Annotated in this window: 23 protein-coding genes; 14 read left to right on the top strand and 9 right to left on the bottom strand. The window is 62.5% G+C overall.

Annotated features, from left to right (window positions below; translation table 11 throughout):
- Nucleotides 1–9: 9 nt before the first annotated feature.
- The 6 genes from flhA to hypA form a co-directional block, all read right to left on the bottom strand.
- Nucleotides 10–2,082: a formate hydrogenlyase transcriptional activator FlhA gene (gene flhA, locus ABLV52_RS20270; protein WP_180266086.1), complete on the bottom strand. Its 2,073-nt coding sequence runs from the start codon at nucleotides 2,080–2,082 to the stop codon at nucleotides 10–12.
- A gap of 212 nt (nucleotides 2,083–2,294) precedes the next feature.
- Complete coding sequence (gene hypE / locus ABLV52_RS20265; protein ID WP_102005843.1) at nucleotides 2,295–3,305, bottom strand: hydrogenase expression/formation protein HypE; 1,011 nt, start codon at nucleotides 3,303–3,305, stop codon at nucleotides 2,295–2,297.
- A complete protein-coding gene (gene hypD / locus ABLV52_RS20260) occupies nucleotides 3,302–4,423 on the bottom strand; it encodes a hydrogenase formation protein HypD (RefSeq protein ID WP_348890865.1) in 1,122 nt (373 codons plus the stop codon). The genes hypE and hypD overlap by 4 nt, the downstream gene beginning before the upstream one ends.
- Nucleotides 4,423–4,695, bottom strand: a complete 273-nt coding sequence (locus ABLV52_RS20255) for a HypC/HybG/HupF family hydrogenase formation chaperone (protein ID WP_002914934.1) — start codon at nucleotides 4,693–4,695, stop codon at nucleotides 4,423–4,425. Before ABLV52_RS20255 ends, hypD begins: the two co-directional genes overlap by 1 nt.
- Nucleotides 4,686–5,558: a hydrogenase nickel incorporation protein HypB gene (gene hypB / locus ABLV52_RS20250; RefSeq protein WP_023290798.1), complete on the bottom strand. Its 873-nt coding sequence runs from the start codon at nucleotides 5,556–5,558 to the stop codon at nucleotides 4,686–4,688. Before hypB ends, ABLV52_RS20255 begins: the two co-directional genes overlap by 10 nt.
- A 3-nt stretch (nucleotides 5,559–5,561) precedes the next feature.
- Nucleotides 5,562–5,906: a hydrogenase maturation nickel metallochaperone HypA gene (hypA, locus tag ABLV52_RS20245; protein WP_004205644.1), complete on the bottom strand. Its 345-nt coding sequence runs from the start codon at nucleotides 5,904–5,906 to the stop codon at nucleotides 5,562–5,564.
- 210 nt (nucleotides 5,907–6,116) lie between these two features.
- Here hypA and hycA point away from each other — a divergent pair, with 210 nt between their 5' ends.
- The 9 genes from hycA (at nucleotide 6,117) to hycI (ending at nucleotide 13,921) form a co-directional block, all read left to right on the top strand.
- Nucleotides 6,117–6,566, top strand: coding sequence for a formate hydrogenlyase regulator HycA (gene hycA / locus ABLV52_RS20240; RefSeq protein ID WP_004205645.1), 450 nt, complete (start codon nucleotides 6,117–6,119; stop codon nucleotides 6,564–6,566).
- Between the two features lie 82 nt (nucleotides 6,567–6,648).
- The gene (locus tag ABLV52_RS20235; protein WP_023290796.1) at nucleotides 6,649–7,257 is read left to right on the top strand and encodes a 4Fe-4S dicluster domain-containing protein; all 609 of its coding nucleotides are present in this window, start codon (nucleotides 6,649–6,651) and stop codon (nucleotides 7,255–7,257) included.
- Nucleotides 7,254–9,080: a formate hydrogenlyase subunit 3 gene (hycC, locus tag ABLV52_RS20230; protein ID WP_348890864.1), complete on the top strand. Its 1,827-nt coding sequence runs from the start codon at nucleotides 7,254–7,256 to the stop codon at nucleotides 9,078–9,080. Before ABLV52_RS20235 ends, hycC begins: the two co-directional genes overlap by 4 nt.
- 2 nt (nucleotides 9,081–9,082) lie before the next feature.
- Nucleotides 9,083–10,006 carry a respiratory chain complex I subunit 1 family protein gene (locus ABLV52_RS20225; protein ID WP_023290794.1) on the top strand — a complete coding sequence of 308 codons (924 nt, stop codon included), beginning with the start codon at nucleotides 9,083–9,085 and terminating at the stop codon, nucleotides 10,004–10,006.
- A gap of 16 nt (nucleotides 10,007–10,022) precedes the next feature.
- Nucleotides 10,023–11,732, top strand: coding sequence for a formate hydrogenlyase subunit HycE (hycE, locus tag ABLV52_RS20220; RefSeq protein ID WP_348890863.1), 1,710 nt, complete (start codon nucleotides 10,023–10,025; stop codon nucleotides 11,730–11,732).
- A gap of 9 nt (nucleotides 11,733–11,741) precedes the next feature.
- Nucleotides 11,742–12,284 (top strand): formate hydrogenlyase complex iron-sulfur subunit, encoded by a 543-nt coding sequence (locus ABLV52_RS20215; RefSeq protein WP_023290793.1) that lies wholly within the window; start codon nucleotides 11,742–11,744, stop codon nucleotides 12,282–12,284.
- Nucleotides 12,284–13,051, top strand: coding sequence for an NADH-quinone oxidoreductase subunit B family protein (locus ABLV52_RS20210; protein ID WP_002914891.1), 768 nt, complete (start codon nucleotides 12,284–12,286; stop codon nucleotides 13,049–13,051). Before ABLV52_RS20215 ends, ABLV52_RS20210 begins: the two co-directional genes overlap by 1 nt.
- The gene (locus ABLV52_RS20205) at nucleotides 13,048–13,458 is read left to right on the top strand and encodes a formate hydrogenlyase maturation HycH family protein (protein ID WP_023290792.1); all 411 of its coding nucleotides are present in this window, start codon (nucleotides 13,048–13,050) and stop codon (nucleotides 13,456–13,458) included. The genes ABLV52_RS20210 and ABLV52_RS20205 overlap by 4 nt, the downstream gene beginning before the upstream one ends.
- Nucleotides 13,451–13,921, top strand: coding sequence for a hydrogenase maturation peptidase HycI (gene hycI / locus ABLV52_RS20200; protein ID WP_023290791.1), 471 nt, complete (start codon nucleotides 13,451–13,453; stop codon nucleotides 13,919–13,921). The genes ABLV52_RS20205 and hycI overlap by 8 nt, the downstream gene beginning before the upstream one ends.
- Nucleotides 13,922–13,932: 11 nt before the next feature.
- On the opposite strand, the gene ABLV52_RS20195 is transcribed toward hycI, so the two are convergent.
- The 3 genes from ABLV52_RS20195 to ascF form a co-directional block, all read right to left on the bottom strand.
- Nucleotides 13,933–14,226 carry a SymE family type I addiction module toxin gene (locus ABLV52_RS20195; protein ID WP_023290790.1) on the bottom strand — a complete coding sequence of 98 codons (294 nt, stop codon included), beginning with the start codon at nucleotides 14,224–14,226 and terminating at the stop codon, nucleotides 13,933–13,935.
- Nucleotides 14,227–14,406: 180 nt separating this feature from the next.
- The gene (locus ABLV52_RS20190) at nucleotides 14,407–15,831 is read right to left on the bottom strand and encodes a 6-phospho-beta-glucosidase (protein WP_044524501.1); all 1,425 of its coding nucleotides are present in this window, start codon (nucleotides 15,829–15,831) and stop codon (nucleotides 14,407–14,409) included.
- Between the two features lie 26 nt (nucleotides 15,832–15,857).
- Nucleotides 15,858–17,300 (bottom strand): PTS cellobiose/arbutin/salicin transporter subunit IIBC, encoded by a 1,443-nt coding sequence (ascF, locus tag ABLV52_RS20185; protein WP_348890862.1) that lies wholly within the window; start codon nucleotides 17,298–17,300, stop codon nucleotides 15,858–15,860.
- 65 nt (nucleotides 17,301–17,365) lie between these two features.
- Here ascF and ABLV52_RS20180 point away from each other — a divergent pair, with 65 nt between their 5' ends.
- The 5 genes from ABLV52_RS20180 to ABLV52_RS20160 all read left to right on the top strand — a co-directional run bounded on the left by ABLV52_RS20180 (nucleotide 17,366) and on the right by ABLV52_RS20160 (nucleotide 22,495).
- Nucleotides 17,366–17,512: a hypothetical protein gene (locus tag ABLV52_RS20180; RefSeq protein ID WP_156835060.1), complete on the top strand. Its 147-nt coding sequence runs from the start codon at nucleotides 17,366–17,368 to the stop codon at nucleotides 17,510–17,512.
- A gap of 53 nt (nucleotides 17,513–17,565) precedes the next feature.
- Nucleotides 17,566–18,579, top strand: coding sequence for a LacI family DNA-binding transcriptional regulator (locus ABLV52_RS20175; RefSeq protein ID WP_023290787.1), 1,014 nt, complete (start codon nucleotides 17,566–17,568; stop codon nucleotides 18,577–18,579).
- A gap of 135 nt (nucleotides 18,580–18,714) precedes the next feature.
- Complete coding sequence (hydN, locus tag ABLV52_RS20170; RefSeq protein ID WP_004205658.1) at nucleotides 18,715–19,242, top strand: electron transport protein HydN; 528 nt, start codon at nucleotides 18,715–18,717, stop codon at nucleotides 19,240–19,242.
- An 8-nt stretch (nucleotides 19,243–19,250) separates the two neighbouring features.
- Complete coding sequence (gene hypF / locus ABLV52_RS20165) at nucleotides 19,251–21,485, top strand: carbamoyltransferase HypF (RefSeq protein WP_348890861.1); 2,235 nt, start codon at nucleotides 19,251–19,253, stop codon at nucleotides 21,483–21,485.
- On the top strand, nucleotides 21,482–22,495 hold the full coding sequence (locus ABLV52_RS20160) for a HoxN/HupN/NixA family nickel/cobalt transporter (protein ID WP_023290785.1): 1,014 nt from the start codon (nucleotides 21,482–21,484) through the stop codon (nucleotides 22,493–22,495). The genes hypF and ABLV52_RS20160 overlap by 4 nt, the downstream gene beginning before the upstream one ends.
- Nucleotides 22,496–22,668 lie beyond the last annotated feature (173 nt).

Here is a 22,668-nt window from a genome sequence, read left to right as displayed (position 1 = left end):
CGCGCGAGGCTACACCAGCTCGTCTTTATTAATGCCCAGCCGCTTCATGCGCGACAGGAGCGTGGTGCGCTTCAGCCCCAGCCGCTGGGCGGCGCCCTTCGGCCCGGCCACCACGCCGTTGCTCTCTTTCAGCACCCGGACGATCAGCTGATATTCATCTTCGCCTTCCTCAGGCAGGACCTCTGGCGACCGCGGAGGCTCGACGATATCCCGCTCCGGCAGGGAGAGCTGCAGCACGTTGCCGCGGGTCAGCAGCACCGCCCGTTCGATGACGTTTTCCAGCTCGCGCACGTTGCCCGGCCACTCCATGCGCGTCAGGGTGCGCAGGGTCTCCGCCGGAATGCTGTCGATATTGCGTCCCATGCGGCGGGCGATTTTGAAGGTAAACGCCTTCACCAGCAGCGGGATATCGTCGGGGCGCTCGCGCAGCGGCGGCAGGTGGATCGGGAACACGTTGAGCCGGTAGTAGAGGTCGCTGCGGAATTCCCTGTCGATAACCATCTGCTTGAGATCGCGGTTGGTGGCGGCGATCAGTCGGACGTCGGTCTGGATCAGCTTGTTGCTCCCCAGGCGCTCGAACTCCTGCTCCTGGAGAACGCGCAGCAGCTTGGGCTGCAGCTCCAGCGGCATATCGCCCACTTCATCAAGGAACAGGGAGCTTTTGTCCGCCAGTTCGAAGCGGCCGATACGCTGGGAGCTGGCCCCGGTGAAGGCTCCGCGTTCGTGGCCGAACAGATCGCTCTCCAGCAGACCGGCGGGCATCGCGGCGCAGTTCATCTTCACCATCCGCCGACTGTTTCGTCCGCTGAGGTTATGAATGGCGCGGGCGATAAGCTCTTTGCCGGTGCCGGTTTCGCCGAGGATCAGCACGGTGCTGTCGCTGTGGGCCACCATCTCGACCTGCTTGAGCACATTGTTCATCGCCTCGCTACGGCCGATGATCTCCCCGAATTCGCTCTCGACATTGTTGAGCTGCTCGGTGAGGGCGAGGTTCTCATCCACCAGTCGCTCTTTCAGGCGCTGAATTTCACGGTAGGCGAGGGCGTTATCGATAGCGATCGACACCCGCTCGGCGATCTGCCGCAGCAGCTTGAGATTGGTGGTGGTAAATACCTGTTCGTCGCATTGCGCCAGCTTCAGCACCCCGAGCAGGGTGTTGCCGGACATCAGCGGCAGCAGGCACAGGGTCTGGATCTTGTTGCCCCACATTTCGAAGAGCATCTTCTCGTACGGCGCGAGGGTGTCATGCTCGTGCAGATTAAGCAGCAGCATCTCTTTGCTTTTGAACACGCGCTCGGTGAGGGTGCCCGCTTCATCTACCTCGCTCTGGTCGTGAACCGGATGGCTGGCATCGAGATAGTGTGTGGAATAGATGTTGAGCTTCCCTTTGCGGTTGCTGCGCAGCACCACGCTGATGGCGTCGATCCGGAAGTAGCGATGGATCTCTTTCGCCACCTCGCTGACCAGCTCGTCGATATCCAGACGTGAGAGGACCGCGTTGGTGATCGCCACCAGAATGCGGAAGTTGTCGCGCTCGTGGCACAACAGATCGTAATCGACGTTGTTGCTGACCCGGTTCTGAATCTGCTCGCTGACGACGGCGACGATCTGCGCGAAGGTATGCAGCCGCTGAAACTCTTTCTCGCTCCATGGCCGGTTGTCACGGCGCAGAAATTCGCAACCGCCGAAGATCCGCCCGTCGGCCGCCAGCGGCAGCAGCGAGTAGTACCCGAACGGGCGATAGATCCCGCTGCGGATAAGCTGCGGCCAGGTGTCGGCAAAGGTCTCATGATCGCAATGCAGAGCATCCGGCCGGGAGAGTAAGCGGCGCACCGGTCCGTGGGCGAGCACGGTTTCATCTTCATAGCTCACCGGCTGGCCTGCCTCATCGCAGGCGTATCTGGCCGCGCGGTGGTTGCCTGCGTTCCACAGGATAATGGCCGCTTCGTCGGCCAGTGCGGACTGTTGCACCAGGCGGGTCAGGGTTTCGCTCAGCGCAGCCAGATCGGGCTGCTGTAATAAAAGCCGGGTGATATCAAACAGACCCTGCTGGCCGAGATCGCTCATCGGTGTATACGACATGGCTTACATCCAAAACGCGCCGGCAACGCGGCGCATAAGAAAATGATGGTACAAATAATAGTATGTTAATAAAGCGGTTATTGCCGCTTTAACCCATCCGTGGGCACCCGCTGGCTTTTCCCGGCTCGCGCTGCGCTTAGCCGGGCTACATGTGCGCGCCGTGTTGTAGCCCGGATAAGGCGTCAGCCGCTATCCGGGACCCGACGCCGTCGTTAACAAATTCTCGGCAGCGGCTCGGCGTGGGGAAGATCGAGCGTCCGCTTCACGCCGTACAGCCCGACGGAACGCACGCCCGGGCGGGCGACCACCTCGCCGATTATCGCCGCCTCGCGTCCCAGGGCGTGAGACCGTATATGCGCCAGCACGTTTTCCGCTTCTTCGCGGGCGACGGCGATCACCAGCTTGCCTTCATTGGCGAAGTTCAGGGCGTCCAGCCCGAGCAGCTCGCAGACTCCGCGCACGGTGTCGTTGACCGGCAGCTTCGCCTCGTGCAGTTCAATGCCGCAGCCGCTGGCGGCGGCGAACTCATGGGCGACGGCGTTGACGCCGCCGCGCGTGGCGTCGCGCAGGGCTTTGACGCCGCGCAGCGGCCGCAGAGTTTGGATCAGCGGCGTCAGTACCGCGCAGTCGCTGGACAGCGCGCCGTCGAGCCCCATCTGCTCGCGCAGATTAAGGATGGTGGCGCCATGATCCCCCAGCGTGCCGCTGACCAGCAGCACATCGCCGGCGCTGATCTGCTGCGTCCCCCAGCGAACGTCTGCCGGGATGGCGCCGATGCCGGCGGTGTTAATAAACAGCTTATCCGCCGCGCCGCGCGGCACCACTTTGGTGTCGCCGGTAACGATGGCGATCCCTGCCGCCCGGGCGGTATCGGCCATGCTGGCGACCACCGTTTCCAGGGTAGCCATCTCCAGCCCCTCTTCGAGAATAAACCCGCAGGAAAGATAGCGGGGGATGGCGCCGCTGACCGCCACATCGTTGGCGGTACCGCAGACGGCCAGCTTGCCGATATTGCCGCCGGGAAAGAACAGCGGGTCAATCACATAGCTGTCGGTGGAGAAGGCGAGACGATCCCCCTGGGCGGCAAGCGCCGCCAGATCGAGACGCGCCTGATCCTCCTGCTCCGCCAGCCAGGGGTTGGCGAAAGCCTGCATAAACAGGTCGCCGATCAGCTGCTGCATTGCCTGACCGCCGCTACCGTGGGCTAACTGGACGCTTTTCATGCTTCATATTCCTGACTGCGATATTGATACCAGGCGGCGCAGGCCCCTTCCGAGGAGACCATCAGCGCGCCAAAGGCGCTTTGCGGATTGCAGGTGCTGGCGAAGAGCGGGCACTGGTGCGGTTTACAGCGGCCGGTCAACACCTCGCCGCAGCGGGCGCGCGGGTCGTCGCACACGCGCTGCGGCGCCGGGCGGAAATGGGCCTCGGCATCGAAGCGCTGATAGGCCGGCGTGAGGTGCACGCCGGAGTCGCTGATGACCCCCAGACCGCGCCATTCGCTGTCGCCATCAAGGCAAAACACGTCGGCCATCGCCGCCTGCGCCAGCGGGTTGCCGGCATCCGGCACTACGCGGCGGTACTGATTTTCCACCTCGCTACGCTGCGCTATTGTCTGCTCAACCAGCATCACCGCGCCTTGCAGTAGATCAAGAGGTTCGAAACCGGCGACCACTAACGGGCGATGATAGTCGCTGGCGATAAAGCCGTAGGCTTCGGTGCCGATCACCATACTGACGTGGCCGGGGGCGAGAAAGGCGTCGATACCGTTGTCAGGCTGGTCCAGCAGACTGCGCAGGGTCGGCAGCAGGGTGATGTGCTGGCAGAAAAAGAAGAAGTTATCGACGTTGCGCTCCCGCGCCTGACGCAGGGTGAGGGCGGTGGCGGGCATGGTGGTTTCGAAACCGAGACCGAAAAAGACCACCTCACGCTGCGGGTTTTGCTGCGCCAGCCGCAGGGCGTCCATCGGCGAATAAACGATGCGGACATCGGCGCCGCGGGCTTTCGCCTGCAGCAGTGAGCCGTTTTTGCCCGGTACGCGCATGGCGTCGCCGAAGGTACAGAAGATAACCCCCGGACGGCAGGCAATCTCAATGCAGGTGTCGATGCGCCCCATCGGCAGGACGCACACCGGGCAGCCGGGCCCATGAATAAATTCGATATTCTCCGGCAACAGCTGGTCGAGACCGAACTTAAAAATGGCATGGGTATGACCGCCGCAGACCTCCATGATGCGCAGCGGTCGCGCGGCGGTGTGCGGCAGCAGATGGGCACGCTGCTGAAGATGGGCCACCAACTGCATGACCTGCTCAGGGGCACGGTATTCGTCAACGTAACGCATTATCGCTCCTCGCCGTACAGCAGGGCGCCGACGTCCGGCTCTACGTCAAACATATTTTGCAGCGCTTCGAGAGTGTCGCGGGCTTCGGCTTCATTAATCACGCTCATGGCGAAGCCGACGTGCACCAGCACCCACTGGCCGAGACGCGGCTGGCCCTGCTCGTCAACGGCGCCCACCAGCGTCAGGTCGACGTCGCGCTGAATGCCGCAGACTTCCACCTTCGCCAGCACGCCGTCGATGGCGCAAATTTGTCCCGGAATGCCTATGCACATCGCTGCGTCTCCAGCCAGGTGAGCCACTGATCCATGCCTTCGCCGCTGGTGGCGGAGAGGAGGATAATGTCAATATGCGGATTGACCTCGCGGGCGCAGGCCAGGCACTTCTCGACGTCGAAATTGAGATACGGCAGCAGGTCGACCTTGTTGAGCAGCATCAGGCTGGCGGCGGCGAACATATGCGGATACTTCAGCGGCTTGTCTTCGCCTTCCGTGACCGACAGCACCGCCACCTTATGGCGTTCGCCGAGATCAAAGCTCGCCGGGCAGACCAGGTTGCCGACGTTTTCAATAAACAGAATGCCGTGGTCAGCCAGCGGCAGGCGCGGGGCGGCGTCGGCGATCATCTGGGCGTCGAGATGGCAGCCTTTCCCGGTGTTGACCTGAATCGCCGGGGTGCCGGTGGCGCGAATGCGGGCGGCGTCATTGACCGTTTGCTGGTCGCCTTCAATCACTGCGCAGTCGGCACGCCCTTTCAGCCGGGTGAGGGTTTCGGTGAGCAGGGTGGTTTTGCCGGAGCCGGGGCTGGAAACCAGATTCAGCACCAGCTGTTGCTTCGCCGCAAAGCGCGCGCGGTTGCGCGCCGCCAGACGGTTGTTTTTATCCAGCACGTCGATTTCCACTTCCAGCATGCGCCGCTGGCTCTGGCCCGGGGCGTGAGTCCCCGCTTCGCCATGGCCGTAATGCAGATCGCCCTCCGTCGTGCGGGTGGGGGCGAAGTGGTCGGTTTTTACGCCGGTGATGGTCATCGTCTGGCGTGGGGCGGGCGCGAAGGGGGCGCTGCGGAACGCGGAATGCGGGTTTCGTTCGTCTCCTTCAATATAGAGGTTGCCTTCTCCACAGCCGCATGTTGTACACATAATTTACTCCAATTCTAAACGCTGAATCTGTAAGCCGTCATCCGCCACGATCTGTAGCTGGTCGTTATTGCAGTGCGGGCAGCGGCGGACGTGCTGCGAGACAAGATGGACGTACTGCTGACAGCGTTCGCACCAGCATTCAGCCTGTTGTTCGGCGATATGCAGTTCGCACCCCTCCGCCAGCGTGCCGCGGCAGACCAGCTCAAAGCAGAAGGTCAGGGCGCTGGCTTCCACGCAGGAAAATGCTCCCACCTTAAGCCACACGCCGGTCACCCGCCGCGCGCCGGCCTGCTGCGCCTGTTGTTCAATAATTTCCAGCGCCCGCTGGCTGAGGGTGATTTCGTGCATAGTCGCCTCCGTATCGCGATGCGCCTTTTATGCAATAACGGTGCCAGAAAAGACTCGTGGCGGCAGGAAATGTCGATGACGACGCGCCGGGGCTGTCATCGACATGTCGCGTCGGCAGGGAATAAATATAAAAACATAATTAAATCAAATAAATAAAATGTGGCACGGAAAATGCTTAGACGGTGCATCTCATGCTACGGAGAAACCGATATGACTATTTGGGAAATAAGTGAAAAGGCGGATTACATCGCCGACCGTCACCGGCAGCAGCAGGAGCAGTGGCATATCTACTGTAACTCGCTGGTTCAGGGGATCACCCTGTCGAAAGCCCGCCTGCATCACGCGATGAGCTGCGCGCCGGACAAAGAGCTGTGCTTCGTGCTGTTCGGCCATTTTCAGGTGTTCGTCGCCCTGGCGGAAGGCTTCAACAGCCACACCATCGAATACTACGTCGAAAACAAAGGCGGCGGTGATAAGTATCTGATTGCTCAGGCCACGCTCGCCGCGGATGGCACGGTGGACGGGCGGATCAGCAACCGCTCCCGCGACCAGGTGCTGGAGCATTATCTGGCGATTATCGCCACCGTCTATGACCGTCTGTACGACGCCATGGAGCAAGACCAACCGGTGGACTTAAGCCATCTGGCCCTGACCCACTGATCGCAAGGTGTCGACACGTGTCGAAAATGACACCTGCGCAACCTGATTTCGTCAAAAGTGACTTTCACCCGAGGATGACCCGGTGAACCGTTTTGTAATTGCTGACTCCACTGTCTGTATCGGCTGCCGCACCTGCGAAGCCGCCTGCTCTGAGACGCATCGCCAGCACGGCCTGCAGGCTATGCCGCGGCTGCAGGTGATGCGTAATGAAAAAGAATCGGCACCGCAGATGTGCCATCACTGCGAAGACGCCCCCTGCGCCGCTGTCTGCCCGGTAAACGCCATCCAGCGCGTCGATGGCGCCGTCCAGCTCAACGAGAGCCTGTGCGTAAGCTGCAAACTGTGCGGCATCGCCTGCCCGTTTGGCGCGATCGAATTTTCCGGCAGCCGTCCGCTGGATATTCCGGCCAATGCCAATACCCGGCTGGCGCCCCCCGCGCCGCCGGCGCCGGCCCGCGTCAGCTCGCTGCTCGACTGGGTGCCCGGCGTGCGCGCCATTGCCGTGAAATGCGACCTCTGCCACTTCGATGACCAGGGCCCGGCCTGCGTGCGGACCTGTCCGACCAAAGCGCTGATGCTGGTGGATAGCCGTGATATCGCCCAGGCCAGCAAGCGTAAACGCCAGCTGACCTTTAATACCGACCTTGGCGACTTGTCGTTGTTCCAGGCGCAACAGGGGGAGAGGGAATGAGTGTAATTGGATTAGTCAATCAGGCGGTGACGTGGTACGCCGCCAGCGCCGTGCTGGCCTTTGTGTTTGCCATGCGTAAACCGCTCAGCGGCGCCATTGCCGGGATCGGCGGCGCGGTGGCCAGCGCTATGCTGGTGGTTGCCGGCGGCGCCGCGCTGCTGATGCCGGATCGGATCCACGGCGGCATGCTGCAGTTTCTCCATCTGACAATGCGGGTGGGCGGCGTCAATGCCCTGTGGCTGCTGGCCATCGGCCTGTCGGCGCTGCCGGTGTCGCTGTTTAACATTAGCTGGCATCGCCACCCGCAGGTGAAGGCCAACGGCCTGCTGGTCAACCTGCTGCTGGCCGCCGCCACCTGCGCGGTGGTGGCGACCAACATCGGTTCGCTGGTGGTGATGGCGGAGATCATGGCGCTCTGCGCGGCGTTTCTCACCGGCTGCGCCGCCTCCGGTAAGCTGTGGTTTGCGCTGGGTCGTCTCGGCACGCTGCTGATGGCATGGACCTGCTGGCTGGTGTGGTCGACCTACGGCACCCTCGAGCTGGCGCAGATCAATCTCCAGGCGGTGGATATGATGCAGAACCCGCTGCTGTGGCTGCCGGGGCTGGCGGGATTCGCCCTGCTGGCGGGGGCGATCCCGCTGCACGGCTGGGCGCCGCAGGCTCACGCCGGGGCCAGCGCGCCGGCCGCCGCGCTGTTTTCCACTGTGGTCATGAAGGTCGGTCTGTACGGCATGTTAACCGTTTCGCTGGCCGGCGGCGTGCCGCCGCTGTGGTGGGGCGTGATGCTGCTGGTGCTGGGGATGATCACCGCCTTCATCGGCGGGCTGTATGCGTTGATGGAGCATAACATTCAGCGCCTGCTGGCCTATCACACCCTGGAGAATATCGGCATCATCCTGCTGGGGCTGGGCGCCTTCGTTACCGGCGTGGCCACCCGCAACAGCACGCTGATGGTGCTGGGCTTCATCGGCGGCATGTATCACCTGGTTAACCACAGCCTGTTCAAAACTACGCTGTTCCTCGGCGCCGGGGCGGTGTGGTTCCGCACCGGCCATCGCGATATCGAGAAGCTGGGCGGCATCGGTAAAAAAATGCCGCTGATCTCCCTCGCCATGCTGGTGGGGCTGATGGCGATGGCGGCCTTGCCGCCGCTGAACGGCTTCGCCGGCGAGTGGGTCATCTACCAGTCCTTCTTCAAAATGAGCACCAGCGACCTGTTTATTGGCCGTCTGCTGGGGCCGCTGCTGGCGGTGGGCCTGGCGATCACCGGCGCGCTGGCGGTGATGTGTATGGCCAAAGTCTATGGTGTCACCTTCCTCGGCGCGCCGCGGAGCAAAGAGGCGGAAAACGCCACCTGCGCCCCCTGGCTGATGACCCTGAGCGTGGTCATGGCGGCGGTCTTCTGCCTCGTTGGCGGCATCGCCGCGCCGTGGCTGCTGCCGCTGGTGAGCGGCGCCTTCCCGCTGCAGGCCCAGGTGTCGAGCGTGGTGTCGCAGCCGATGATTGCGCTGCTGCTTATCGCCTGCCCGCTGCTGCCGTTCCTGCTGATGATCTTCTTTAAAGGCGATCGCCTGGCGGCGCGCTCGCGCGGCGCGGCCTGGGTCTGCGGCTACGATCACGAACAGTCGATGGTGGTCACCGCCCACGGTTTCGCCATGCCGGTGAAAGAGGCCTTTGCGCCGCTGCTGAAGCTGCGTCACTGGCTGAACCCGGTGCGTCTGGTGCCGGGCTGGCAATCGGCCTCGGCGCCGGCGCTGCTGCGCGCAATGGCGCTGGTTGAGCTGGCGGTGCTGGTGGTGATTGTCATTTTCCGAGGAGCCTGAGAATGAGTCTGTTAATTGCATTGCTACAGGCGCTGGCGCTGTTTGCCGTCGCGCCGCTGTTATCCGGGATCGTCCGCGTCGCCCGCGCGCGGCTGCATAACCGCCGCGGACCGGGCGTGCTGCAGGAGTATCGGGATATCCTGAAATTGCTGGGCCGCCAGAGCGTCGGTCCCGACGCCTCGGGCTGGGTGTTCCGCCTGACGCCGTACGTCATGGTGGGCGTGATGCTGACCATCGCCACCGCCTTGCCGGTGGTGACGGTGGACTCTCCGCTGCCGGTGCTTGGGGATCTCATCACCCTGATCTACCTGTTCGCCATCGCCCGTTTCTTCTTCGCGATTTCCGGTCTGGACACCGGCAGCCCGTTTACCGCGCTGGGTAGCAGCCGCGAAGCGATGCTCGGCGTGCTGGTGGAGCCGATCCTGCTGCTGGGCCTGTGGGTCGCCGCGCAGGTGGCGGGCTCCACCCATATCAGCAGTATCACCGACACCCTTTATCACTGGCCGGCAGCGCGCAGCATTCCACTGATTCTGGCGCTGTGCGCCTGCGCCTTCGCCACCTTTATCGAGATGGGCAAATTGCCGTTCGATCTGGCGGAAGCGGAGCAGGAGCTGCAGGAGGGGCCGCTTTCCGAGTACAGCGGCAGCGGCTTTGGCATCCTGAAGTGGGGCATCAGCCTCAAACAGCTGGTGGTGCTGCAGATGTTTGTCGGGGTCTTTTTCCCGTGGGGCCAGATGACCAGCTTCAGCGTCGGCGGCCTGCTGCTGGCGCTGGTGGTGGCCGTCGTCAAGCTGGTGGTTGGGGTGTTGATCATCGCGCTGTTTGAAAACAGCATGGCGCGTCTGCGCTTCTGTGCCACCTCCCGCGTCACCTGGGCCGGGTTTGGTTTCGCCTTTTTAGCTTTCGTCTCCTTGCTGGTGGCGTGATTAAGAGAGTTTGAGCATGTCTGAAGAAAAAATGGGTCAACACTATCTTGCGGCGCTGCACCAGGCCTTTCCGGGCGTGGTGCTGGACGAAGCCTGGCAGACCAAAGACCAGTTAACCATCACCGTGAAGGTCAACTATCTGCCGGAAGTGGTCGAGTTCCTGTACTACAAGCAGGGCGGCTGGCTGTCTGTGCTGTTTGGCAACGACGAACGCAAGCTCAACGGCCACTACGCCGTCTACTACGTGCTGTCGATGGAGCAGGGCACCAAATGCTGGATCACCGTGCGTGTGGAAGTGGATGCCAACAAACCGGAATACCCATCGGTGACGCCGCGCGTGCCGGCGGCGGTGTGGGGCGAGCGCGAAGTGCGCGATATGTACGGACTGGTGCCGGTGGGGCTGCCGGACGAGCGCCGGCTGGTGCTGCCGGACGACTGGCCGGATGAACTCTATCCGCTGCGGAAAGACAGCATGGACTACCGTCAACGCCCGGCGCCGACCACCGATGCTGAAACCTACGAGTTTATCAACGAGCTGGGCAGCAAGAAAAACAACGTGGTGCCGATTGGCCCGCTGCACGTCACCTCCGACGAACCGGGCCACTTCCGCCTGTTCGTTGACGGCGAGAACATTATCGATGCCGATTACCGTCTGTTCTATGTCCATCGCGGGATGGAGAAGCTGGCGGAAACCCGCATGGGTTATAACGAAGTCACCTTCCTGTCGGACCGGGTGTGCGGCATCTGCGGCTTCGCTCACAGCACCGCTTATACCACCTCGGTGGAGAATGCGATGGGCATCGTGGTGCCGGAGCGGGCGCAGATGATCCGCGCCATTCTGCTGGAGGTGGAACGCCTGCATTCGCACCTCCTGAACCTCGGTCTGGCCTGCCACTTCACCGGCTTCGACTCCGGCTTTATGCAGTTCTTCCGCGTGCGCGAAACCTCGATGAAGATGGCGGAAATTCTTACCGGGGCGCGGAAAACCTACGGTCTGAACCTGATCGGCGGGATCCGCCGCGACCTGCTGAAAGAGGACATGATCCAGACCCGCCAGCTGGCGCAGCAGATGCGTCGCGACGTGCAGGAGCTGGTGGATATGCTGCTCAGCACCCCGAACATGGAGCAGCGTACTGTCGGCATTGGCCGTCTGGACCCGGAAATCGCCCGCGACTTCAGCAACGTTGGCCCGATGGTGCGCGCCAGCGGCCACGCCCGCGACACCCGCGCCGATCACCCGTTCGTCGGCTACGGCCTGCTGCCGATGGAAGTCCACAGCGAGCAGGGCTGCGACGTCATCTCCCGCCTCAAGGTGCGGATCAACGAGGTTTATACCGCGCTGAACATGATTGATTACGGTCTCGATAACCTGCCGGGCGGTCCGCTGATGGTGGAGGGCTTCACCTATATTCCGCACCGCTTCGCGCTGGGCTTCTCAGAAGCGCCGCGCGGGGATGATATTCACTGGAGCATGACCGGCGACAACCAGAAGCTGTACCGCTGGCGCTGCCGGGCGGCGACCTACGCCAACTGGCCGACTCTGCGCTATATGCTGCGCGGCAATACCGTTTCCGATGCGCCGCTGATCATCGGCAGCCTTGACCCGTGCTACTCCTGTACCGACCGCATGACCGTGGTCGATGTCCGCAAGAAGAAGAGCAAAGTGGTGCCGTACAAAGAGCTGGAGCGCTATAGCATCGAGCGTAAAAACTCGCCGCTGAAATAAGGAATCGCCATGTTTACCTTTATTAAAAAAGTGATTAAGACCGGCACCGCGACGCACGCCTATCCGCTGGAGCCGATGCCGGTAGATAAAAACTTCCGCGGCAAGCCGGAGCATAACCCGCAGCAGTGTATCGGCTGCGCGGCCTGCGTGAACGCCTGCCCGTCGAACGCCCTGACGGTAGAGACCGATCTGGCCACAAACCAGCTGGCGTGGCAGTTCAACCTCGGGCGCTGCATCTTCTGCGGCCGCTGTGAAGAGGTCTGCCCGACGGCGGCGATTAAGCTGTCGCCGGAGTATGAGCTGGCGGTGTGGAAGAAAGAGGATTTCCTCCAGCAGTCGCGCTTCGCTATCTGCCACTGTCGGGAGTGCCAGCGGCCGTTCGCGGTGCAGAAGGAGATCGACTACGCCATCGCGCTGCTCAAGCATAACGGCGACACCCGCGCCGAGCTGCACCGCGAAAGCTTCGAAACCTGCCCGGAATGCAAGCGCCAGAAATGCCTGGTGCCGTCCGATCGTATTGAACTGACCCGCCACATGAGGGAGGCCAGCTGATGAGCACTTTACTTGGCCCACGCGATGAAAACGGCATTCCGGTGCCGATGACGGTGGATGAATCCATCGCCAGCATGAAGGCCTCGCTGCTGAAGAAAATCAAACGTTCCGCCTACGTTTATCGCGTCGACTGCGGCGGCTGTAACGGCTGTGAAATCGAAATTTTCGCTACCCTTTCACCGCTGTTCGACGCGGAACGCTTCGGGATTAAGGTGGTGCCTTCGCCGCGCCATGCCGATATCCTGCTGTTTACCGGGGCGGTGACCCGCGCGATGCGCTCCCCGGCGCTGCGCGCCTGGCAGTCGGCGCCGGATCCAAAGATTTGTATCTCCTACGGCGCCTGCGGCAACAGCGGCGGCATCTTCCACGATCTGTACTGCGTCTGGGGCGGAACCGATAAAATCGTGCCGGTGGATGTCTATATTCCCGGCTGCCCGCCGACGCCCGCCGCCACCCTGTACGGCTTCGCCATGGCCCTCGGCCTGCTGGAGCAGAAAATTCACGCCCGCCTGCCGGGCGAGCTTGACGAACAGCCGACCGAGCTGCTGCACGCCGATATGGTGCAACCCCTGCGGGTGCGCATCGATCGCGAAGCGCGCCGTCTGGCGGGCTATCGCTATGGTCGGCAGATTGCCGACGACTATATGCGTCTGCTCGGCCAGGGCGACAGCCAGGTGCTGCGCTGGCTGGAGGCGGAGAAAGATCCGCGTCTGACCGAGATCGTCACCCATCTCAACCAGGTGGTCGAGGGGGCGCGTATCCGATGAGCGAGACGGTGGTGTTCAGTCAGCTGAGCCGTAAATTTATTGATGAGAACGACGCCACGCCGGATCAGGCGCAGCAGGTGGTCTATTACAGCCTGGCGATTGGCCACCACCTCGGCGTTATCGACTGTCTTGAGGCGGCGCTGAGCTGCCCGTGGGACGCGTATCTGGCATGGATCGCCACCCTTGAGGCCGGCAGCGTCGCGCGGCGCAAAATGGAGGGGGTGCCGAAGTATGGCGAAATCGTCATCGACAGCAGCCATGTGGCAATGCTGGCCAACGCCTTTGATAAAGCGCAGTCCGCGCAGACCCCGCAGCAGCAGGCGTGGAGCAAAACAATGCTCAGCATGCTGCATGATATTCACCAGGAAAGCGCCATCTACCTGATGGTGAGGAGATTACGTGACTGACGTTTTACTCTGTGTCGGCAACAGTATGATGGGCGACGACGGCGCCGGCCCGCTGCTGGCGGAGATGTGCGCGGCGAACCCGGCCGGCCAGTGGGTGGTCATCGACGGCGGCAGCGCGCCGGAAAACGACATCGTGGCGATCCGCGAATTACGCCCCGAACGCCTGCTGATCGTCGATGCCACCGATATGGGCCTAAACCCGGGCGACATTCGCGTCATCGACCCCGACGACATCGCCGAGATGTTTATGATGACCACCCATAACATGCCGCTCAACTATCTGGTCGATCAGCTGAAAGAGGACGTCGGCGAAGTGATCTTCCTCGGCATTCAGCCGGATATTGTCGGTTTTTATTATCCGATGACCCAGCCGGTGAAAGCCGCCGTTGCCCGGGTGTACCAGCAGCTGGCAGGCTGGCAGGGCCACGGCGGCTTTGCCCGGCTGGAAGCCGCAGACGATTAACCCAGCGGTGCTCAGGGCTCCCCGACGGCGCGCGACTGACCGGCCGGGAGCCCCGTTACCGGCGGCGCCAGCTCAAGATTCTCTATCACTAATTTACCGGGCGACACCGAGACTCTGACCTGCGTGCCGACCGGGAATCCCGCCTGCTCCAGCCAGTCGCCGTTCAGGCTCAGCGCCGCATGGCGGGTGTAGCGCCGCGTCTCCCGCGTTTTGCGGTTCTCATGGCGTTTTCTGACATATCCCACGGTTAACTGGCGAATGGCCCTGGCGATCCCTCCGGCTGCGGTGGTGTGCTGTGCGTTCATGATGTGCTCCTTGCTGAAGATACCCCTGAAAACATACTGGATAAAATACCAGTTGTTGTGAACGGGAGGCAAACCAGAAACTGGAATCAGGCTCGAGAAAAAAACATGTAATAGATGAAACAGAAAGCAGCGCCCGTCCCCCGGTTAGCGCGGAGAGACGGGCGAGCGCGGGAGACGCGCTTAGTCGAGGTCGGCGCCGTTGCTGGCTATCACCTTCTGGTACCAGAAGAACGACTTTTTACGCCTGCGCGCCAGCGTGCCGTTGCCGGCGTCGTCGCGATCGACATAGACAAAGCCGTAGCGCTTGCTCATCTCGCCGGTTGACGCCGAGACCAGATCGATGCAGCCCCAGCTGGTGTAGCCCAGCACCGGAATACCGTCGCCGATGGCATCGCGCATCGCCTTGATGTGCTCGCGCAGGTAGCTGATGCGATAGTCGTCATTGATCTCCCCCCTGGCGTCAATCTCGTCCCGGGCGCCGAGCCCGTTTTCCACCAGGAACAGCGGTTTCTGATAGCGGTCGTACATCATGTTCATGGTGATGCGCAGGCCCAGCGGGTCGATGCCCCAGCCCCATTCGCTGGCCGGAATGTGCGGGTTCTTCAGCGACTTGACGATGTTGGCGGCATTGGTGTTGCTGGCGTTCATCTCCGCCGAGGCGCAGCGCGAGGCGTAGTAGCTAAAGGAGACGAAATCGACGGTGTTTTTGAGGATCTCATCATCGCCCGGCAGCTTCGCAATGGTGACCCCCTTTTCCCGGAATACCCGCGCGGCCCATACCGGGTAGGCGCCGCGCGCCTGGACGTCAATAAAGAACAGGTTTTCGCGGTCCTTCTCCAGCGCCATCCATACATCTTCCGGCTTGCAGGAGTAAGGGTAGAAATTACCGCCCGCCAGCATGCAGCCGACCTGATTCTGCGGGTTTATCTCGTGGGCGATTTTTGTCGCCAGCGCGCTGGCCACCAGCTCGTGATGCGCCGCCTGGTACTTCACCTGCTCCTGATTTTCTCCCTCTTCAAACACCAGTCCGGCGCCGGAGTAGGGGCTGTGCAGCATGATGTTGATTTCATTGAAGGTGAGCCAGTATTTCACCAGACCGTCAAAAGCTTCAAAGCAGGTGCGGGCGTAGTGGCTGAAGAAATCGACCATTTTGCGGTTGCGCCAGGAGCCGTACTCCATCACCAGATGCATCGGCACGTCAAAATGGCACAACGTCACCAGCGGCTCGATACCGTGCTTTTTGCACTCCTCGAACAGCGAACGATAGAAGGCGATGCCCTGCGGATTCGGCTGCTGCTCGTCGCCGCGCGGGAACAGGCGGCTCCAGGCGATGGAGGTGCGAAAGACGCTGAACCCCATCTCCGCCATCAGGGCGATATCTTCCTTGTAGCGGTGGTAGAAATCGATCGCCTCGTGGCTGGGGTAGAATTCGTCTTCGCGAAGCGTGAAGCGCTTCTCCAGGCCTAATTTTACCGGCAGACGGTGGGCGCCGTGGGGGAGGGTATCCACGGTGGCCATCCCTTTCCCCCCTTCGCGCCATGCGCCTTCTGACTGGTTGGCGGCCAGTGCGCCGCCCCATAAAAATCCCTGTGGGAAACTCGCCATGCGTTACCTCGTTATTAATGGTGTGTTCAGGCGTGGGTTGCCTGGGCCTGGGCCTGGCGCGCTCGGGCGTCGGCGGCGGCCTGTTCAACGGGAATATCTTCAAAGCCGAGGATCAGCGTCAGGGCAAACGACAGCACTACCGACAGCGCCATCACGCCAAACACCCAGACGATGGTCATTGGATTGGCTGGATCGAAAAACTGCACGCTGGTGAACAGCCCCGGCGCCGCCATCGAGTGGCTGGCCAGTCCGGCGATGCCCGCCACCGCGCCGCAGATAAAGCCGCTGATTAAGCTGGCGATCAGCGGGCGTTTCAGGCGCACCGCCACGCCGTACAGCGCCGGTTCGGAAATACCGGCCAGAATCGCCGATGCCGCGGCGGCCAGCGCCGTCTGGCGCAATTCCGGGTTTTTCGTTTTCCACGCCACCGCCAGCGACGAGCCGCCGAGCGACAGGTTGGCGCCGATCTCCGACGGCATTACCATGCCCTCTTTGCCGGTTTCGGCGATGGTCTGAATGATGGTCGGCGTAAAGACCCGGTGCATACCGGTCATCACCAGCAGTGGCCACAGCCCGCCCATGATCGCCACCGACAGCCAGCCGAGATAGCTGTGGATCGTATAGACCAGCGCGGAAATGGCGCTGCCGATCCAGATGCCGAGCGGGCCAATCAGCAGGATCGCCAGTGGGGCGGCGATCAGCACGATCAGCATCGGCTTAAGGAAGTTTTTCGTTACCGCCGGGGTAATGCGATCCACCCAGCGTTCGATATACGACAGGCACCAGGTCATCACCAGCGCCGGGATCACCGTGTAGGTGTATTTCACCGCGGTCACCGGAATAAGGGCAAATTCGACGTGTTCGCCCTGGGCGGCTTTGGCCATTAATTCGATAAACCCGGGATGCACCAGCACCCCGGCGATAGCGATGGCCAGCGACATATTGGTTTTGAATTTCACCGCCGCGGAGGCAGCCACCATCAGCGGCAGGAAGAAAAACGCGCCGTCGCCGATAAGCGTCAGGAGGGTCAGCGTCGGCGCGCCTTTCGGCAACACGCCGCTCATCTCAAGGATCATCGCCAGCAGCTTGACCATCGATCCGCCGATAATCGCCGGGATCAGCGGCGACATGGTGCCGATCAGCGCGTCGAGGATCCCGGCGCCGATGCGTTTCAGGGTGATCGGCGCTTTGCCCTGCGGCTCGACCGGGCGCAGGTCGCCAGGCAGCAGATTCACTACCTCGCGATAGGCCTGAGAGACCGTGTTGCCGATGATCACCTGGCACTGATTATCGCTGCGCACGACGCCGAGCACCCCGGTCAGGCCTTTCAGGGTAGGGCTATCGACCTGTTCGTTGTCTTTGACCACGAAGCGCAGACGCGTCATGCAGTGGGTCACGGCGACGACGTTATCGACTCCGCCTAATGCCGCGACTATCTGTTGCGCCAGGGCTGCATAATTTTTCGACATCGGATTTTATCCTGTTTATCAATAGGGTACTGATCTGTTACCGCGCCGCATCGTCGGGCGATACCATGCTTTATAGGAAACCGGTTCCACAAAATCATGGTGAGTTTCATTTGATTGCACAAGAAATAAAAAAAGATGATCTCATTTTTGTGATTTTGATCGCGAAGCGTCGCGGCGAGCAGGATCGCGGTGGTGAGCAGGGGGTGCTGTAAAAGCCAGAAACGTGCAGTACACTGCCTGCAACTTTTGCAACAGGAAGAATCACATGGCAACGATGCTGGAGGTCGCAAAGCGCGCGGGGGTATCGAAGGCGACCGTGTCGCGGGTGCTGTCGGGCAACGGCTATGTCAGCCAGGAGACCAAAGACCGGGTATTTAAGGCGGTGGCGGAGAGCGGCTACCGACCGAATCTGCTGGCGCGCAACCTGGCGACCAAAACCACGCAAACCCTTGGCCTGGTGGTGACCAACACCCTCTACCACGGCGTCTATTTCAGCGAGCTGCTGTACCACGTGGCGCGGATGACGGAGGATAAAGGGCGGCAGCTGATCCTCGCCGACGGCAAGCACAGCGCGCAAGAGGAGCGGGAAGCGATCCAGTATCTGCTGGATCTGCGCTGCGATGCGATCATCATCTACCCGCGCTTTCTCACCGTCGATGAGATGGACGAGATCGTTGAGAACCACTCGCAGCCGATCATGGTGCTGAACCGCCGGCTGCGCCGCCACGCCAGCCATTGCGTCTGGTCCGATCAAAAAGCATCGGCGATGCGGGTGGTGGAGCGGCTGATTGCCCTGGGTCACCGCGATATCGCCTTTATTACCGGCTCCCTTGACTCGCCCACCGGCGTCGAGCGCCTTGCTGGCTATAAAGACGCGCTGGCTGGCCACGGCATTACCCTCAACGAGGCGCTCATTGCCGAAGGGCGCTGGACGCCGGAAACCGGCGCGGCGGCGGTGGAGAGCCTGCGTCAGCGCGGGGTGACCTACAGCGCGCTGGTGGCGAGCAATGACGATATGGCCATCGGGGCGATGAAGCAGCTTCACCAGCTGGGCGTTAAGGTGCCGGAGCAGGTCTCGGTGGTGGGGTTTGACGATATTGTGCTGGCGCCGTACATGGTGCCGTCGCTCGCCAGCGTCCGGGTGCCGGTGACGGAGATGATTAAAGAGAGCATTAATCGCCTGATATTTATGCTCGATGGCGGGGAATTCAATGTTCAGCAGAGTTTCCCCGGGGCGCTGATCGAGCGTGAGTCGCTGGTGTCAGGTCCCTGCGCCTGACGTCGTCAGCTGTCATCGTCACTACTGACGATGACAGCGCGCTAACCATTAAATTTTACTTATTATCAATAAGATAAAAACTGGAACGTATTATGCATACTCCGGCGCCTAACCCTCTTACTGCTGGAGAAATGGATGAACCGTTTCATTATCGCCGATGCGAGCAAATGCATCGGCTGTCGCACTTGCGAAGTAGCCTGCGTGGTCTCCCATCAGGAACATCAGGACTGCGCCTCCCTGACGCCGCACACCTTTCAGCCGCGTATTCACGTCATCAAAGGGGTCAATGTCTCCACAGCCACCGCCTGCCGTCAGTGTGAGGACGCCCCGTGCGCCAACGTCTGCCCGAACGGCGCCATCAGCCGCGATAAAGGCTTTGTTCATGTGATGCAGGAGCGCTGCATCGGCTGCAAAACCTGCGTCGTCGCCTGCCCGTACGGGGCGATGGAGGTAGTGGTGCGGCCGGTGATCCGCCATAGCGGCGCCGGACTGAACGTCGTGGCGGAAAAAGCCGAAGCCAACAAGTGCGATCTCTGCTTCCACCGCGACAGCGGCCCGGCCTGCATGGAGGTCTGCCCGACGCACGCCCTGGTCTGCGTAGACCGCAACAAGCTGGAGCAGATGAACCAGGAAAAACGTCGCCGCACGGCGCTGGCCTGGTAAGCTCAGGCATGAACGGGGTGCAAATCCGCATTCGCGGTAAAGTGCAGGGGGTGGGGTTCCGCCCCTTTGTCTGGCAGCTGGCTCAGGGGCAGGCGCGCTGCGGCGATGTCTGTAACGACGGCGACGGCGTGCTGGTGCGGCTGGCCGGGGACGATGATGGTTTTACTGCCGCCCTCGCTGCCCACTGCCCGCCGCTGGCGCGGATCGACAGCGTCGTCTGCGCCCCTTATCGCTGGGCGGCTCCGCCGCAGGATTTCACCATCCGCGAGAGCGGGGCGGGACGGATGCGCACCCAGATCGTGCCCGATGCCGCGACCTGCCCGGCGTGCCTCGCGGAGATGAATGATCCCCGGGCGCGCCGCTACCGCTACCCCTTTATCAACTGCACCCATTGCGGGCCGCGGTTAACCATTATTCGCGCGATGCCTTACGACCGGCCATTTACCGCGATGGCGCCGTTTCCGCTCTGTCCGCCCTGCGAGGCGGAATACCGCGATCCTGCCGATCGCCGGTTTCACGCCCAGCCGGTGGCCTGCCCCGACTGCGGGCCGCGACTGGAATGGCGGGCGCAAGGGGAAACGCTGAACGGCGAGGCGGCGCTGCAGTCGGCTATCGCCCGGCTGGCGGCGGGCGACATCGTGGCGATAAAAGGCGTCGGCGGCTTTCATCTGGCCTGCGACGCCGGCAACCCCGCTGCCGTTGCCACGCTGCGGGCGAGGAAACACCGTCCGGCGAAACCGCTGGCGGTGATGCTGCCCTCTGCGGCGGGGTTACCTGCCGACGCCGCGGCGCTGATGGGCTCCCCGGCGGCGCCCATCGTACTGATTAGCAAAGCGCAGGTCTCCGGCCTGTGCGACGAGATTGCGCCAGGGCTTGCGGAAGTTGGGGTGATGCTGCCGTCTAATCCGCTGCAGCATTTGCTTCTGCAGGCGCTGGCGCGCCCTATCGTGATGACCTCCGGTAACCTTAGCGGCCGCCCGCCGGCGTTAAGTAATACTCAGGCGCTCAACGACTTAGCCGACATCGCCGACGGCTTTTTGCTCCATAACCGCGACATCGTGCAGCGGATGGATGATTCGCTGGTGCGCTCGAGCGGAGAAATGCTGCGCCGCGCCCGGGGCTATGTCCCGGATGCGCTGCCGCTGCCGCCGGGTCTGGAGAAGGTTCCGCCGCTGCTGGCGCTGGGCGCGGACATGAAAAACACCTTCTGCCTGGCGCGCGGGGGCGAAGCGGTTCTCAGCCAGCACTTTGGCGATCTTGGCGAGGAGGGCGTCGAGCAGCAGTGGCGCAGCGCGCTACAGCTGATGCAGAACGTCTACGCCTTTATGCCGCAGCGGGTGGTGGTTGACGCCCATCCCGGCTATCGCTCGACGCAGTGGGCGGCGACTCTGCCGCTGCCGGTAGAGACAGTGCTACATCACCATGCTCACGCCGCGGCGTGCCTGGCGGAGCACCGCTGGCCGCTCGACGGCGGAGACGTCATCGCCCTGATCCTCGACGGAATCGGCATGGGGGAGAACGGCGCGCTATGGGGCGGGGAGTGCCTGCGGGTTAACTATCGCCAGTGCGAACATCTCGGCGGGCTGCCGGCCGTCGCGCTGCCGGGCGGCGACCTGGCGGCGCGTCAGCCGTGGCGTAATCTGCTGGCTCAGTGCCTGGCCTTTATCCCTGACTGGCAGGATTACCCGCAGACCGGTACGCTGCGCCAGCGCAACTGGCCGCTGCTGGCGCAGGCTATCGATCGCGGCATTAACGCGCCGCGCGCCTCGTCCTGCGGACGGCTGTTTGATGCCGTCGCCTGCGCGCTGGACTGCGCCCCGGAGAGCCTGAGCTATGAGGGCGAGGCGGCCTGTCGGCTGGAGGCGCTGGCCGCCAGCTGCTCCGGCGTCTGCCATCCGGTCACGCTGCCGTGGCGCGGCAATGCGCTGGACTTAGCCACCTTCTGGCGACAGTGGCTGCGCTGGCAGGCGACCCCGGCGCAAAAAGCCTGGGCATTCCATGACGCCCTGGCCAGCGGACTGGCGGCGATGGCCCGCGACTGCGCCACCGCCCGCGGCATCGACACGATGGTCTGCAGCGGCGGAGTGCTGCATAACCGCCTGCTGGCGGCGCGATTGACCTTTTATCTGGCGGATTTTACTCTGCTGTTTGCGCAGCAGTTGCCGGCCGGCGACGGCGCAATCGCCTATGGTCAGGCGGTGATCGCCGCCGCCCGCGGACAGGCTCAAGGAACACAACAATGATAATGACAGTTTTACGCCAGCAGCCGCGCGCTGCGGGACTGGTGCTGGGGTTGATCGCGGCGAACCTATTGGCCTGGAGCTGGGCGCTGCAGGCCTTTGGCGACAGCGGCGCGCTGATGGCCGCCAGCCTGCTGGCCTGGGGCTACGGTCTGCGCCACGCGGTGGACGCCGACCATATCGCGGCGATTGATAACGTCACCCGCAAGATGATGCAGCAGGGACGGCGGCCTTTCGCCGTCGGGGCCTGGTTCTCGCTGGGCCACTCGTCGATTGTGGTGCTGGCCTCGGCGGCGATTGCCGCGACCGCCACGGCCTTCAGCGCGCAGATGAGCTGGCTGCACGACACCGGCAGCGTCATCGGCACCGCGGTGTCGGCGCTGTTTCTGCTGGCGATGGCCTTTATCAACCTGGTGATATTGCGCAGCGTCTGGCGCAGCTTTCGGGCGTGGAAGCGCGGTGAGCCGGTGAGCGACGAGATCGTCAGCGGCGGCGGGGTGATGAGCTGGCTGTTTGGCAAAACCTTTCGTCTGGTCAGCCGCAGCTGGCAGATGTACCTGGTCGGTTTCCTGTTCGGCCTCGGGTTTGATACCGCCACTGAAATCGGCGTGCTGGGCATCTCCGCCGCCGGCGCGTCGAGCGGGATTTCCGTCTGGTCGATTATGGTCTTCCCGGCGCTGTTCGCCAGCGGCATGGCGCTGGTGGACACCCTCGATAACGTGCTGATGGTCGGCGCCTACGGCTGGGCGTTCAGCAAGCCGCAGCGCAAGCTTTACTACAACATGACCATCACCGGCACTTCGGTGGTGGTGGCGTTGTTTATCGGCGGCCTGGAAGCGCTGGGTCTGCTGATGGATAAGTTTGCGCTCAGCGGCGGAATATGGCGCTGGGTCGGGGTGTTAAACGACAACCTCGGCGACGCCGGGTTTGTGGTGGTCGGGTTGTTTGTCGCCTGTTGGGCGCTGTCGGTGCTCAACTATCGCTGGCGCGGCTACGATAATCTGGCGCGTTAGGTTCAGCATTTTCCCGGCTTGCGCTGCGCTAAGCCGGGCGACAACAACTGTCCGGCGGCGCTACGTGGGCCTGCGTGGCGTATGCTGCCCGCACTGTTTTACGCAGGAGCCTGCTGCTCGTGGTGAGGCATTGTATCGGTGTCTCTCAGGCTGATTTTTAACTTCTTGAAAAC

Origin of the sequence: Klebsiella sp. GB_Kp056 (genome assembly GCF_040064755.1) — a bacterium.
Lineage (GTDB): Bacteria > Pseudomonadota > Gammaproteobacteria > Enterobacterales > Enterobacteriaceae > Klebsiella > Klebsiella quasipneumoniae.
This window is presented reverse-complemented; position numbering and strand designations above follow the sequence as displayed.

Excerpts from the sequence above, each read along its gene's own strand:
- flhA (WP_180266086.1), bottom strand. The coding sequence starts at position 2,082 with ATGTCGTATACACCGATGAGCGATCTCGGCCAGCAGGGTCTGTTTGAT.
- hypE (WP_102005843.1), bottom strand. The coding sequence starts at position 3,305 with ATGAAAAGCGTCCAGTTAGCCCACGGTAGCGGCGGTCAGGCAATGCAG.
- hypD (WP_348890865.1), bottom strand. The coding sequence starts at position 4,423 with ATGCGTTACGTTGACGAATACCGTGCCCCTGAGCAGGTCATGCAGTTG.
- ABLV52_RS20255 (WP_002914934.1), bottom strand. The coding sequence starts at position 4,695 with ATGTGCATAGGCATTCCGGGACAAATTTGCGCCATCGACGGCGTGCTG.
- hypB (WP_023290798.1), bottom strand. The coding sequence starts at position 5,558 with ATGTGTACAACATGCGGCTGTGGAGAAGGCAACCTCTATATTGAAGGA.
- hypA (WP_004205644.1), bottom strand. The coding sequence starts at position 5,906 with ATGCACGAAATCACCCTCAGCCAGCGGGCGCTGGAAATTATTGAACAA.
- hycA (WP_004205645.1), top strand. The coding sequence starts at position 6,117 with ATGACTATTTGGGAAATAAGTGAAAAGGCGGATTACATCGCCGACCGT.
- hycC (WP_348890864.1), top strand. The coding sequence starts at position 7,254 with ATGAGTGTAATTGGATTAGTCAATCAGGCGGTGACGTGGTACGCCGCC.
- ABLV52_RS20225 (WP_023290794.1), top strand. The coding sequence starts at position 9,083 with ATGAGTCTGTTAATTGCATTGCTACAGGCGCTGGCGCTGTTTGCCGTC.
- hycE (WP_348890863.1), top strand. The coding sequence starts at position 10,023 with ATGTCTGAAGAAAAAATGGGTCAACACTATCTTGCGGCGCTGCACCAG.
- ABLV52_RS20215 (WP_023290793.1), top strand. The coding sequence starts at position 11,742 with ATGTTTACCTTTATTAAAAAAGTGATTAAGACCGGCACCGCGACGCAC.
- ABLV52_RS20210 (WP_002914891.1), top strand. The coding sequence starts at position 12,284 with ATGAGCACTTTACTTGGCCCACGCGATGAAAACGGCATTCCGGTGCCG.
- ABLV52_RS20205 (WP_023290792.1), top strand. The coding sequence starts at position 13,048 with ATGAGCGAGACGGTGGTGTTCAGTCAGCTGAGCCGTAAATTTATTGAT.
- ABLV52_RS20195 (WP_023290790.1), bottom strand. The coding sequence starts at position 14,226 with ATGAACGCACAGCACACCACCGCAGCCGGAGGGATCGCCAGGGCCATT.
- ABLV52_RS20190 (WP_044524501.1), bottom strand. The coding sequence starts at position 15,831 with ATGGCGAGTTTCCCACAGGGATTTTTATGGGGCGGCGCACTGGCCGCC.
- ascF (WP_348890862.1), bottom strand. The coding sequence starts at position 17,300 with ATGTCGAAAAATTATGCAGCCCTGGCGCAACAGATAGTCGCGGCATTA.
- ABLV52_RS20180 (WP_156835060.1), top strand. The coding sequence starts at position 17,366 with ATGCTTTATAGGAAACCGGTTCCACAAAATCATGGTGAGTTTCATTTG.
- ABLV52_RS20175 (WP_023290787.1), top strand. The coding sequence starts at position 17,566 with ATGGCAACGATGCTGGAGGTCGCAAAGCGCGCGGGGGTATCGAAGGCG.
- hydN (WP_004205658.1), top strand. The coding sequence starts at position 18,715 with ATGAACCGTTTCATTATCGCCGATGCGAGCAAATGCATCGGCTGTCGC.
- hypF (WP_348890861.1), top strand. The coding sequence starts at position 19,251 with ATGAACGGGGTGCAAATCCGCATTCGCGGTAAAGTGCAGGGGGTGGGG.
- ABLV52_RS20160 (WP_023290785.1), top strand. The coding sequence starts at position 21,482 with ATGATAATGACAGTTTTACGCCAGCAGCCGCGCGCTGCGGGACTGGTG.